We start from the raw sequence: 12,429 nt of genomic DNA on the forward strand, positions 1-12,429 counted from the left end.
GGGTTCTTCGCGTTCGGGCCTAGAGGCTCTTGGCCATGTGCAGCGACGCGGCCTCGAAGCCGAGGCTCTCGTAGAGCTCGATCGCCGGCAGGTTGTACGCGAACACGTTGAGGCCGAGCGTCGGCGAGCCGTGGTCGCGCGCGACCTGCTCGGCGTGCTGCATCGCCGCCCGGCCGAGGCCGCGCCGACGGTAGGGCTCGCGCACGTGGACGTCCCACACCCACCAGGCGTCTCCGCCCTCGGCCCACGGGCCGAGCCAGAGCCAGCCGGCGTCCTCGCCGTCGACGAAGATCGCGAGCAGCACGTGCTCGGGCTTCATCTCGCCGTCGGCGAAGAAGCGGTTCGTCGAGGCCTCGACCGCGGCCTTCGCCTCCGACGGGGTGTCGCCCGCCCGGAGGCGCGCCGCCTCGTAGTACGCCATCGACTCGGGCAGCCACAGGCGCAGGTCGTCGCCCGTGATCGGCCGGAACTCGACGACCTGGTCGTCGGTCGCCGCGGACTCGGTCTCGGTGATCGCTTCGCTCATCGCTCCATCGTGGCCGATGCGACCCCGAGAGGGAAGGGCGGCGGTACCGTACCTGCATGACGGATGCCCCGCCCACGGCGCAGACGGCCGACGGCGTGCGCGCGGCGCTCGCCGAGCAGGCCGACCCCGACCGAGTGCCGCAGCTCGCCCGATTCTTCAAGACCGGGCCCGGCGGCTACGCCGAGGGCGACCGCTTCATCGGGGTGACCGTGCCGCAGACCCGTGCCGTCGTGCGCGAGTTCGCCGACCTGCCGCTCGCCGAGGTGCTCGCGCTGCTCGAGAGCCCGATCCGCGAGCACCGGCTCGCGGCGCTCATCGTGATGGTCGGGCAGTTCACCCGGGCGAGCCGCGCCCGCACGCGCGACGACGAGACGCGGTTGCGCCTCCACGCCGCCTACCTCGACGCGGTCGGCCGGGGTCGCGTCGACAACTGGGACCTCGTCGACTGCTCGGCCGAGGTGCTCGTTGGAGAGGTGCTCTTCACCCGAGCGCCGGTCGAGGATGTCGAGCCGGGGCTGCTCGTCGAACTCGCGGCATCCCCGTCGGTGTGGTCCCGGCGCGTGGCGGTGCTCGCGACCTTCGCGGCGACGAAGGCGGGCGACGCCCGCCCGACGCTCGTCATCGCCGAGCGCCTCCTCGGCGACCGGCACGACCTCATCCAGAAGGGTGTCGGCTGGATGCTGCGCGAGGCCGGCAAGCGCGTCGGCCCCGACGTGCTCACGGACTTCCTCGACGTGCATGCCGCCCGGATGCCGCGGACCATGCTCTCGTACGCCGCCGAGCACCTCGCCCCTGAGGCGCGGGCCGCCTACCGGGCGATGCGCTGACGGATCGCGGGCCGGCTCCTGCTGGCGTCGCGTCGCCCCCGGGTGCAGGCTGGGACCACGAGACGAGGAGGTCTTCAGCATGGCGATCGACATCATCCACCACGAGCCGCCCTACCGGGTCGGCTACTTCGTCGGCAGTCTCGCGAGCGACTCGATCAATCGCACGCTCTCGAAGGCGCTCATCAGGCTCGCGCCCGAGGAGTTCACGTTCGAGGAGATCGTCTATCGCGATCTCCCGCTCTACAGTCGCGACTACGACGCCGACTATCCGCAGGTCGCCCGCGACTACAAGGCGGCGATCCAGCGGTCCGACGCGCTGCTGTTCGTGACGCCCGAGTACAACCGTTCGGTGCCGGGGCCGCTCAAGAATGCCATCGACTGGGCGAGCCGCCCGTGGGGCGAGAACGCGCTCACCGGCCGCCCCTCGGCGGTGATCGGCGCCTCGCCCGGTGCGCTCGGCACGGCGGTCGCGCAGCAGAGCCTGCGCAGCATCCTGAGCTTCTGCAACGCCCCGCAGATGAACGCGCCCGAGGCGTACATCCACGTGACTCCCGGCCTGATCGAGGCCGACGGTGAGGTGACGGTGGAGAGCACCGAGGAGTTCCTGCGGGTGTTCATGCAGCGCTTCCTCGAGTTCACGACGCGCGTGCTCACGGTGCTGCCGCGGCCCGACTGAGCCGACCCGGCCAGACTGGGCCGACCCGGCCCGACTGAGTCGACCCGGCCCGACTGGGCCGACCCGGCCCGACTGAGTCGCGAGGCGGTTTACAGCCCGCGCTCGTCGAGCCAGCCGAGCAGCGCGCCGCCGACCTCGGCGGGTCGTTCGACGCTCGGCAGGTGGGCGGTATCGGCGATGCGCACGCCGCTCGCGCCCGGCACGCCCTCGACGAGGGCGTCGTACTGCACGGCGAACGGCGTCAGGTCGTGTTCGCCGACCATCGCGAGCGTCGGCACCGCGATCTCGCCGAGCCGCTCGGCGGCGGGCGGGTCGAGCGGCACCTGCTCGCCGTCGTCGGCCACGTGCGCGACGTTCGGCTCGGCGAGCTCGTGCGCGCGCGCGAGGAACGCGGGGTCGACCGCCGAGGCCGTGCGACCTGAGCCGATCGCGAAGACCTCGGTCTCGAGCCGGAGGTATGCGGCCGGGTCGGCGAGTGCGTCGATCGCGTCGACCTCGTCGAGCCGGCGCTGCTCGTCGGCGCTCAGCGGCACCTCGGGGAACCCGCCGATGCGCGCGCCGATCGTCACGAGCCCGGCGACCCGGTCGGGCGCGGCGAGCGCGACGTCGATCGCGAGTGCGCCGCCGCGGCTCGCGCCGACGACGGTCGCTCGCGCGACGCCCAGGTGGTCGAGCAGGGCGATCGCGTCGTCGTGGTTCGCGAACGGCACCGCGAAGTCGTGGCGCGTCCCGCCGAATCCGCGCGGGTCGTAGCGCACGACGAAATGGTGCACGGAGAGCTCGTCGATGAGTTCGTCCCACATGCGGAGGGTCGCGATGCCCGCTGGGATCAGGAGCAGCGCGGGCGAGGAGACGGGGCCGGCGGTCTCGTAGCGGAGTTCGGCACCGGGGAGTTCGAGGGTGGGCACCAGACGATGGTAGGGCAGCCGGTCCGCCGGTCCGCGCGTCGGCCTTGCGGGTGGGATGACTCGACCGGCGACGATCAGTCGCCGTCCTTCTTGCCCTTGCCCTTTCCCTTTCCCTTCTCGTCGCCCTTGTCGTCGTTGCGGTTGTCGCCGCTGTTGCCGGGCCCGCTGTCGTCGTCGTCCTCGTCGTCCGCCTCGGTCGGGGTGGGCGTCTCGCTGGGCGTGGCCGGCGCGCTCGGGGTCGACTGCGACGGCGACGGCGGCCCGACGTCGGCCCGGCCTCCCGTGGTGACGGCGCTGATCACCGCGTGTGCGAGGAGCACGATCGCGACGGCCGCGACGGCCAGGGCGGCCACGATGAGCGCCGGACGGCGCCGCTTCGGGAGGGCCGCATCGCCGGTGCCGGTGGCCGCCTGCACCGGCAGGAGCGCCGTCGCACCGGTCGTGTCGCTGCCGGCGTCGCCCGCCGATGCGCCGCCCGCCGCGGCCGCCGCTGCCGACCCGGCGGGTGCGCCGGCGGCTGTTCCGCCCCGCGCACCAGGGTCGCTCGCCCCGGCAGCGAGGCCCGCCCCGGCCGCGAGGCCCGCGCCGGCTCCGGCGGGCAGCACGCGCGTCGGACCGGTCGCCCCGGTGCCGGCGACGGGCGCCGTGCCGAGCCCGGTGGCCGCGACGGCGACCTCGAGCGCGGTCGGACGGGCCTCGGGTTCGCGAGCGGTCATCGCGGTGAGCAGCGACACCCACTCGGGCCCGAGCCACGCGGGAATGTCGGGGTCGCGCACGAGTCGTGCGCCCGCGGCCTCGGCGGCGGGGCCGGGGAAGGCCGGTCGCCCCGTGCGCGCTTCGAGCGCGAGCAGGCCGAGCGAGTACACGTCGGCCGCCGGTCCGGGCGCCGCCCCGCTCACCTGCTCGGGGCTGAGATAGCCGGGGGTGCCGACGAGCAGGCCCGTGCGAGTGAGCCGGGCGTCGTCGATGAGCCGCGCGATGCCGAAGTCGGCGAGCTTCGCGTTCCAGTTGCGCGTCGGCAGGTGGGCGGGTTCGAGCAGCACGTTCGCGGGTTTCACATCGCGGTGCACGATGCCGCGGTCGTGGATGACGTGCAGGGCTTCGCCGATGTCGGCGAGCAGCCCGGCCGTGTCGGCCGCGTCGAGGGGGCCCGTGCGGAGGGCCTCGCGCAGGTCGTGCCCGTCGACGAGTTCCATCACGAAGTACTCGCGACCGGTCGCCGGATCGCGGGAGGCGTCGTACAGGTGCACGAGCGCGCGGTGCTGCAGCCCCGCGAGCAGGGCGATCTCGGAGCTGCGCCGGGCCGCGTCGTCGATGCCCTCGGCGGCGGCGGCGAAGACCTTCACCGCGACGGGGCGCCCGAGCGACGTGTCGGTCGCGCGGTAGACGCTCGCCATGCCGCCCCGGCCGATGAGCGCGTCGAGCCGGTAGCGTCCACCGAGCACCGCCCCGATGAACGGGTCGGCACCGGAATCGTGCGTGCTCGTCACGTTCTCGAGCGTAGCCGGGGCGCCTCCCGCCGGGCTGGGGGTTGCCTCAGCAACGGGTTCGGCCGAAGATCGCGCGCGACCACCGACGATCGTCGTTCAGCCGAAGATCATCGGCAGGTCGCCGTCGTCATCGCCGAGGTCGAGGTCGACGAGCACCGGCACGTGGTCGCTCGGGGCATCGCCCTTGCGCTCATTGCGGTGGATCGACGCGTCGGTGACGGCGTCGGCGAACGCCTGCGAGCCGAGGATGAAGTCGATGCGCATTCCCTCGTTGCGCGGGAACCGCAGCTGCTTGTAGTCCCAGTAGGTGAAGAGCCCCTCGGGCACGCGCGGGCGCACGACGTCGGAGAGCCCCGCGCCCTCGAGCGCGAAGAACGCCGCGCGCTCTTCGGGCGAGACGTGGGTGGTCTGCCCGACGATGACGGTCGGGTCGCCGTTGTCGACGTCGAAGGGCGCGACGTTGAAGTCGCCCATGAGCGCGAACGGCCGTGCGGGGTGCGCGGTCGTCTCGGTGCGGGCGTACTCGGTGAGCGCCTGGTAGAAGTCGAGCTTGTAGGTCAGGTGCGGGTCGCCGAGCGAACGGCCGTTGGGCACGTACAGGCTCCACAGCCGCACGTCGTCGACCGTCGCGCCGATCGCACGCGCCTCCTTCGGCAGGTCGGGCCCGTCGTGCCCCTTGAGGAAGCCCGGCATGCCGGGGAACTCGATCTCGACGTCGCGGATCGACGAGCGGCTCGCGATGGCGACGCCGTTCCACTGGTTGAGCCCGTGCAGCGCGAGCTCGTAGCCGGCCTGTTCGAACGCCTCGTGCGGAAACTGCTCGGGCTTGCACTTGATCTCTTGCATGGCCAGGACGTCGACGTCTTCGCGCACCATCCAGTCGACGACGCGGCCGACTCGGGTGCGGATCGAATTGACGTTCCAGGTGGCGATGCGCATGGTTTCCAGCGTAGGTCAGGCCGACGACGTCGCGAGCACGACGACGGCGGATGCCCCGTGGCCGGCCACGGGGCATCCGCCGCGTTCGAGTCGCAGGCTCAGCAGCGCTTGAGCGGCTCCGCGAACGAGATCTTCGAGAAGTAGCCGAGCAGGTACGCCTCGTAGACCTTGAGGTCCTTGATGTGCTGCTGCACGGCGTTGGGGACGCAGGTCGGCGGCACGGCGTACATCGGCGCACTGTATCGGCCCCCGGCCATCGCCGCACCCGAGAGCGCGTCGGGGAACTTCGTGCCGTTGGTCAAGAAGGCGTACACCGACGTGGAGTGGCCCGTCGGCACGTCCCAGGCGAACTTGTTGATGGCCAGCGAGGTGCCGTAGCGGTCGGCGCCCTGCAGGCGGACCTTGCCGTACAGCTTCCAGAGCTGGTTCTCGATCCCGGTCGACACCACGGCCGTCCCGCCGGCGATCGCGACGGCCGCGGGCTTGCGCGCGGCGATCGTGGCCATGGTCGCCGAATCGAGCGACTTCGCGGTGCCGGGGACGATCAGGACGGGCTCGCCGTAGGCGGCCGCGGCGTTGCTGGCCGACAGCGCGTCGGGGAAGTTCGCGCCGGTCGCGATCCAGACGAACTCGGTCGTTCCGAACGCCTTGCCGACGATCGCGCGGGAGGTCGCGTAGCGGTCGGCGCCGGCGAGCCGTGCGATGGTCGCGCCCGGGACGATCTGCGACACCTTCGTCTTCACGGCGTTCGAGACCGCGCCGGTACCGCCGGCGATGTAGATGCGCGACGGGTTCAGGCGGTCGAGCTGTGCGGCGATGGCCGCGGGCACCGCGTTCGGCTCGACGAGCAGCAGCGGCCCGCCGCAGGTCGCGGCGGCGGGGGCGGCGCTCAGCGCATCGGGGAAGTTCGCCCCGGAGGCGAGGTAGACGCAATCGAGGTTCGCGGGGAACTCCTTCGCGATCGCGGCCGAGGTCTCGTACCGCGATGCGCCCGCGACATAGCCGCTCAGGAGCGGCGCGAGCAGCTCGTCGATCGAAGGCGTGTCCTGACCGTCGGTGACCTCGACGGCCTCCGCCTGGGACGCGTAGGCGGCGTTCGGGTAGAAGTCGGGCAGCAGCTTCGACCCCGAAGCGGTGTGCTTGACGAGCACCACGTACGAGCCGGTGCTGAGCCCGGTGAGCTTGTACGAGCCGTCGGCGCCGCTCGTCGCGGTCGCGATGGCCGCCGACAGGACGTCGGTCGACGCGTCGTAGGTGTGCGCCGTCACGGTGGCGCCGCTCAGCGGAGCGTCCGCTCGGTAGTCGATGAGCTTCGTGATCGTGCCCGAGATCGAGCCCGTGCCCGCCGCGAACCGCGCGGCGGCCCCGTCGCCGATCGCTGCGGTGGCGTCGGCAGCCGACACCCCGAGGCTCCGGCTTCTCGGGGTTGCCGGGTCGGCAGCGGCGCCCGCCCGCTCTCCCGCGTCCGCCGCGGGGACGTGGCGTGATTCGACGGGAATGGTCGAGGAAGCGGGCGGGAGTTCGTCGGCGAACGCCGTCGTCGCGCCGGCGCCGACGAGGGCGCAGACGGCCGCCGCGACCGCGGCGGCGCGCCATGGCAGGCGCGAAGTGGATCGAGTCATGGGGTGTTCCTCACGTAGGGTTTCGCGCACGGGGGCGCGGGTAGCGTGATCGTAAGGAGACCTGCTTCTCGTACGCCACCCCCAGTTCGGGCGGCGCGGCAGCAGGCGTTCGTTCCGCCGCTCAGTCCCCGTTCTTCGCGAGGAGCGGCACGAAGACCCACACCGCCACGACCGCGAGGAGCGTCGCCCCGATCGCGATGAAGCCGGCCTCGCGACTCACGGCGACGTCGAAGATGAGGCCCGCGACCCCGACCGCGAGCAGCGAGACGACGCCGAGCAGCACGAAGAGGATGCGGTTGCCCGTGCGCACGAGCCGATCCTTCTGGCGTCGGCCGTAGAGCATGCGGTGCAGGATGACGGGCGCGAGGCCGAGCACCGTCGCGAGCGCCGCGAGGCCGACGAGCGTCAGGTAGAGGCCGAGCTCGTAGTCGTCGAGGTCGGTGAAGCGCGGCTGGAAGGCCGCTGCGAGCAGGAAGCCCGAGATGAGCTGCGTGCCGGTCAGCACCGACCGCAGCTCCTGCAGGATGTCGGCCCAGTTGCGGTCGAGGCGCTCGGTCGGCGTCTCGTTGCGCGCCGGCGTCTCGGTGCGCCCGACGGAATCGGCGCCGGCGGAGCCGGCACGGGCGGAGGACCCGACGGGCCCGGCGGCGGGTTCGGTGGCCATACGCGATCGTATCGCCGCGGCATCCGCAGGTCAGGGCCTTGCCTGTGACGCGTTCGCCGTGGCAGCGACGTGAACTGCCAGAATGGGACGCGCCGCGGTACCGCGGTGTCGGAGTCCGATGGGGGAGCGTCCATGGCTGCAGGGTTCAGTGTCGAGGGCGTCGAGGGGCTGCCCGAGATCTCCACGGGCGACGACCTCGCGGCGCTCATCGCGGGTGCGGCCGAGCTCGCCGACGGCGACATCCTCGTCGTGACGTCGAAGATCGTGTCGAAGGCCGAGGGGCGCATCGTCGAGGCATCCGACCGCGAGGCCGCGATCACCGCCGAGACCGTGCGCGTCGTCGCGACCCGCGAGTTCGACGGTGGCGTCACGCGCATCGTCGAGAACCGCCAGGGCATCGTCGGCGCGGCCGCGGGCGTCGACGCCTCGAACGCGCCCGACGGCACCGTGCTGCTGCTGCCGGTCGACCCCGACGCGTCGGCGCGCGACCTCGCCACCGGGCTGCGCGCGCTGACGGGCGCGCGCGTGGGCGTCATCCTCTCGGACACGCTCGGCCGGCCATGGCGCGAGGGGCAGACCGACCTCGCGATCGGTGCAGCCGGCGTGCACGTCTTCGACGATCTGCGGGGCGGCACGGATGCCTCGGGCAAACCGCTCTCGGTGACGATGCCGTGCGTCGCCGACGAGATCGCGGGCGCCGCCGAGCTCGTCAAGGGCAAGTCGGCCGGGGTGCCCGTCGCGATCGTGCGCGGCCTCGACCGCTACGTGGGCGACCTCGACCTGCCCGGCGCCCGGTCGATCCAGCGGCCGAGCGAACGCGACCTGTTCCGCCAGGGCGCCGACGAGGCGTACGACGAGGGCTACCGCGCCGGATTCGACGAGGCGCAGGCCGAGGGGTCGCTGCGCAGCTCGTCGGAGGATTTCGAGTAGCAGGGCTCCCCGCGTCGCTGCGGTTCGGCTTTTGGATCCAAAGTCTGTGCCGGGCGGCGTTCTTCCGATACATTCGGGTGCCATGAGCGAACTCACCGCCCCCAAGGGCCGGACCTCGGGCTCGGGCCTCGACGCCGACGCGCTGCAGCAGCTCGCGGGCAAGCACCAGCACGGGTACCGGTCGGTCGGGGTGATGGTCTACGAGATCCTGCGCGACGCGATCCTGAGCGGCACGTTGCCGCCGGGGCAGAAGCTGCGCCAGGAGACGCTCGCCGAATCGATCGGCGTCTCGCGGCTGCCGGTGCGGTCGGCGCTCATCCAGCTCGAGGCCGACGGGCTCGTCGAGTTCCACGAGCGGCGCGGGGCCGTCGTGAAGTCGCTCTCGGTCGAGCAGGCGCGCGAGGTCTACGCAGTGCGCGCGCTGCTCGAGGGCGAGGCGCTCCGGCTGTCGATGGCCGAGATGACGCCCGAGCGCATCGAGCGCCTGCGCGAGCTCGGACGCACCGCCGACGCCGAGGACGAGGGCGCCGACTTCGTCGACGCGCGCACCGAGTTCTACGCCGTGCTCTACGACGCCGCCGCCCGGCCCGTGCTGTGGGAGATGATCGAGCAGTTGCGCCTCAAGGTCGGCCGGTACGTGCTCGGCTGGCGCGTCGACGGCGCCGAGCCCGGGCACTCGCGCTCGCACTCCCATGAGGAGCTCGTCGCGGCGGTCGAGGGCGGCGACGTCGAGCACGCCCTCGACGTGCAGCGCACGCACCTCGAACGGGTGCGCGACGCCGTGCTCGAGATGCTCGACCGCGAGTCGGCAGCGGTGCCCCCGCGCCGCTGACGGAGAGCATCGCCCCGACGTCGCGGTCCGCTCCGCGGATCGCCCACGGTCGTCGTGGCCGCTCGGCGGTGCTGCGCGGCGCCGCCCCCGTGGCATCCGCGCTTGCTTTTTGGATCCAGTATCCGAAATGATGGGAACCGACGCGGGATGCCCGGCGCGAGACCGCCCGTCGACCCACGGATATCCGGGAGGATGGAGGAGTGTCAGTGCACATCGGCTACGCCGCAATGCTCGAGCAGTTCCCTCCCGCCGAAGCGGTGGCGCTCGCGGCGCTCGCCGAGCAGCACGGCTTCACCGGGGTCATGGCGACCGACCACTTCCAGCCGTGGACGCCGCGGCTCGGCCAGTCGTCGCACGTCTGGAGCGTGCTCGGGGCGCTCGGCGAACGCACCCGCGGCGACTTCGGCCCGGGCGTGACGACGCCGACATTCCGCACCCATCCCGCCGTCGTCGCGCAGGCGAGCGCGACCCTCGCGTCGATGTACCCGGGCCGGCACTGGCTCGGCATCGGCTCGGGCGAGGCGCTCAACGAGCACGTCGTCGGCCAGTACTGGCCCGAGGCGCCCGACCGCATCAACCGCATGTTCGAGGCGGTCGAGCTCATCAAGAAGCTCTTCGCCGCGTCGATCGCGGGCCGTGACGTGCGCCACGCCGGGCCGAGCTTCAAGCTCGAGACCACCCGGCTCTGGACGATGCCGCCCAAGGCCCCCGAGATCTACGTCGCGACCGCGGGGCCCGTCACCGCGCGCCGGGCAGGCCGCGTCGCCGACGGCCTCATCACGACGACGGGGCCCATGGACCGGCTCGAGGCGCTGCTCGCCCGGTTCGCCGACGGCGCGCGCGACGGCGGCCGCGACGTGCGGCGCATGCCGAAGATCCTGCAGCTGCACCTCTCGTGGGCGACGACCGACGACGACGCGATGCGCAACGCCCTCACCGAGTGGCCGATCGCGGGCATGCGGTTCGGGCGCAGCGACATCCGCTCGCCCTTCGAGTTCGAGCAGCTCGCCCGCACGGTGCGCCCCGACGACTTCGAGGGGCGCATGGTGGTCTCCGCCGAGCCCGACCGGCACCGCGCCGAGATCCAGCGCTACCTCGACCTCGGCTTCGACCGCATCTACCTGCACAACGTCGGGCGCAACCAGGCCGAATGGCTCGAGGTGTTCGGCCGCGAGGTGCTGCCGGGGCTGCGCGCATGAGCGGGGCCGACATGGATGCCGCTGGCGAAGCGAGCGGTCGAGCCGAGTCGCGCGAGGCAGCCGTGCCGAGCCGCTGGACCGTCGTGGTCCCGGTGAAGGCATTCGCCGCTGCGAAGACACGACTCGGGCCCGTCGTGCCGGCCGAGGCGCGTGCGGCACTCGCACGCGCGTTCGCCCTCGACACGATCGCCGCCGCGCGTGCTGCTCGCAACGTCGTGGGCATCATCGTCGTCACTGGGGAGATCGACCTCGGCTCACCGTTGCCCGACGGCGTCGAGCTCGAGCGCGATCCGACCGGCGACGGCCCCGGTGGACTCACCGCGGCGATCGACGCGGGCATCGATCGGGCACGCACGCACGGGCTCGGGCCCGTCGCGGTACTGCTCGGCGACCTGCCCTCGCTGCGCACGAGCGAGCTCGAGTTCGCGCTCGACGCCGCCGCGAGGCATCCGCTCGCCTTCATCGCCGACGCCGACGGAACCGGCACGACGCTCGCGACCGCCGCGGCGGGAGTGCCCATGCGTCCGGCGTTCGGCGAGCAGTCGGCTGCGCGGCACCGGGAGGCGGGGTTCGCCGACCTCGCCGGCAGCGCACCGTTCGCGAGCCTGCGCCGCGACGTCGACACCGTCGAGGCGCTCGAGCAGGCGCTGCAGCTCGGCGTCGGACCGCGCACCGCCGAGGCGGTCGCCGCGCTCGCCGACGGGCCGCTGCCGCACGACGGGCACCGGGTTCTTCGGCACCCCTGACTTCATCCAACACGACCCCCGCAGAAGGAGCACGAGATGACCCTCACCCTCGGATACAAGGCCAGCGCCGAGCAGTTCGACCCGCGCGAGCTCGTCGAGATCGCCGTCGCCGCCGAAGGGCACGGCATGGAGTCGGTGTTCACGAGCGACCACTTCCAGCCGTGGCGGCACACGGGCGGGCACGCGCCGTTCTCGCTCGCGTGGATGGCCGCGGTCGGCGAACGCACCTCGACCGTGAAGATCGGCACGAGCGTCATGACGCCGACGTTCCGCTACAACCCGGCCGTGCTCGCGCAGGCGTTCGCGTCGCTGGGCGTGCTCTACCCCGAGCGCATCATCGCCGGCTTCGGCTCGGGCGAGGCACTCAACGAGATCGCGACGGGCTTCCAGGGTGCGGGCGAGCAGGAGTGGCCCGAGTTCCGCGAGCGCTACGCGCGCCTTCGCGAGTCGGTCCGCCTCATGCGCGCGCTCTGGAAGGACGAGGGCCAGGTCAGCTTCGACGGCGAGTACTACTCGACGCACGACGCCTCGATCTACGACCGGCCCGCGGGCGGCGTGCCCGTGTACATCGCGGCCGGCGGCCCGCAGGTCGCGAAGTACGCCGGGCGCGCCGGCGACGGCTTCATCTGCACGTCGGGCAAGGGCCCAGAGCTCTACGTCGACCAGCTCATGCCCGCCGTGAAGGAGGGGCTCGCCGCGCGCGAGGACGGCCGCACGTTCGACGAGTACGACCGCATGATCGAGATCAAGCTCTCGTACGAGGAGGACCTCGACACGGCCCTCGACAACACCCGGTTCTGGTCGCCGCTCTCGCTCTCGAAGGAGCAGAAGCACGACATCACCGACCCCGTCGAGATGGAGCGGGCCGCCGACGCGCTGCCGATCGACGTGATCGCCAAGCGCTGGATCGTCGGCACCGACCCCGACGCGGTCGTCGAGCAGATCGGGCAGTACATGGACTGGGGTTTCAACCACCTCGTCTTCCACGCGCCCGGGCACGACCAGCGCCGGTTCCTCGAGCTGTTCGAGCGCGACCTGGCGCCGCGGCTGCGGGCGCGCGGCTGACGCTG

At 72.6% G+C, this 12,429-nt stretch carries 13 protein-coding genes; 7 read left to right on the top strand and 6 right to left on the bottom strand.

Annotated elements, in window-relative coordinates:
- Nucleotides 1-19: 19 nt before the first annotated feature.
- Entirely contained in the window at nt 20-526 is a 507-nt protein-coding gene (locus tag AC3RJ6_RS07200; RefSeq protein ID WP_491426296.1) for a GNAT family N-acetyltransferase, read from the bottom strand.
- 56 nt (nt 527-582) lie between these two features.
- Here AC3RJ6_RS07200 and AC3RJ6_RS07205 point away from each other — a divergent pair, with 56 nt between their 5' ends.
- Both AC3RJ6_RS07205 and AC3RJ6_RS07210 read left to right on the top strand, forming a co-directional pair.
- Nucleotides 583-1,353, top strand: a complete 771-nt coding sequence (locus tag AC3RJ6_RS07205; RefSeq protein ID WP_491426298.1) for a DNA alkylation repair protein — start codon at nt 583-585, stop codon at nt 1,351-1,353.
- A gap of 79 nt (nt 1,354-1,432) precedes the next feature.
- Nucleotides 1,433-2,029, top strand: a complete 597-nt coding sequence (locus AC3RJ6_RS07210) for an NADPH-dependent FMN reductase (RefSeq protein WP_491426299.1) — start codon at nt 1,433-1,435, stop codon at nt 2,027-2,029.
- 89 nt (nt 2,030-2,118) lie between these two features.
- On the opposite strand, the gene AC3RJ6_RS07215 is transcribed toward AC3RJ6_RS07210, so the two are convergent.
- The 5 genes from AC3RJ6_RS07215 to AC3RJ6_RS07235 all read right to left on the bottom strand — a co-directional run bounded on the left by AC3RJ6_RS07215 (nt 2,119) and on the right by AC3RJ6_RS07235 (nt 7,652).
- The gene (locus AC3RJ6_RS07215) at nt 2,119-2,937 is read right to left on the bottom strand and encodes an alpha/beta fold hydrolase (protein WP_491426300.1); all 819 of its coding nucleotides are present in this window, start codon (nt 2,935-2,937) and stop codon (nt 2,119-2,121) included.
- 74 nt (nt 2,938-3,011) lie between these two features.
- Nucleotides 3,012-4,427, bottom strand: a complete 1,416-nt coding sequence (locus AC3RJ6_RS07220) for a serine/threonine-protein kinase (protein ID WP_491426301.1) — start codon at nt 4,425-4,427, stop codon at nt 3,012-3,014.
- Nucleotides 4,428-4,523: 96 nt separating this feature from the next.
- Entirely contained in the window at nt 4,524-5,366 is an 843-nt protein-coding gene (locus AC3RJ6_RS07225; RefSeq protein WP_491426302.1) for an exodeoxyribonuclease III, read from the bottom strand.
- A gap of 98 nt (nt 5,367-5,464) precedes the next feature.
- A complete protein-coding gene (locus tag AC3RJ6_RS07230; protein WP_491426303.1) occupies nt 5,465-6,988 on the bottom strand; it encodes a cell wall-binding repeat-containing protein in 1,524 nt (507 codons plus the stop codon).
- A 121-nt stretch (nt 6,989-7,109) separates the two neighbouring features.
- The gene (locus AC3RJ6_RS07235; protein ID WP_491426304.1) at nt 7,110-7,652 is read right to left on the bottom strand and encodes a DUF6328 family protein; all 543 of its coding nucleotides are present in this window, start codon (nt 7,650-7,652) and stop codon (nt 7,110-7,112) included.
- 132 nt (nt 7,653-7,784) lie between these two features.
- Between AC3RJ6_RS07235 and cofE the strand changes: the two genes are divergently transcribed.
- From cofE to fgd, 5 genes are all read left to right on the top strand, one after another.
- Entirely contained in the window at nt 7,785-8,582 is a 798-nt protein-coding gene (gene cofE / locus AC3RJ6_RS07240) for a coenzyme F420-0:L-glutamate ligase (protein ID WP_491426305.1), read from the top strand.
- An 82-nt stretch (nt 8,583-8,664) separates the two neighbouring features.
- Nucleotides 8,665-9,414, top strand: coding sequence for a GntR family transcriptional regulator (locus AC3RJ6_RS07245; RefSeq protein ID WP_491426307.1), 750 nt, complete (start codon nt 8,665-8,667; stop codon nt 9,412-9,414).
- 200 nt (nt 9,415-9,614) lie between these two features.
- Nucleotides 9,615-10,613 (top strand): TIGR03557 family F420-dependent LLM class oxidoreductase, encoded by a 999-nt coding sequence (locus AC3RJ6_RS07250; RefSeq protein WP_491426308.1) that lies wholly within the window; start codon nt 9,615-9,617, stop codon nt 10,611-10,613.
- The gene (gene cofC / locus AC3RJ6_RS07255; RefSeq protein ID WP_491426309.1) at nt 10,610-11,359 is read left to right on the top strand and encodes a 2-phospho-L-lactate guanylyltransferase; all 750 of its coding nucleotides are present in this window, start codon (nt 10,610-10,612) and stop codon (nt 11,357-11,359) included. Before AC3RJ6_RS07250 ends, cofC begins: the two co-directional genes overlap by 4 nt.
- 36 nt (nt 11,360-11,395) lie before the next feature.
- Complete coding sequence (gene fgd / locus AC3RJ6_RS07260; protein ID WP_491426310.1) at nt 11,396-12,424, top strand: glucose-6-phosphate dehydrogenase (coenzyme-F420); 1,029 nt, start codon at nt 11,396-11,398, stop codon at nt 12,422-12,424.
- Nucleotides 12,425-12,429: the final 5 nt, after the last annotated feature.

The sequence above is a fragment of the Agromyces cucurbitae genome, assembly GCF_058349945.1.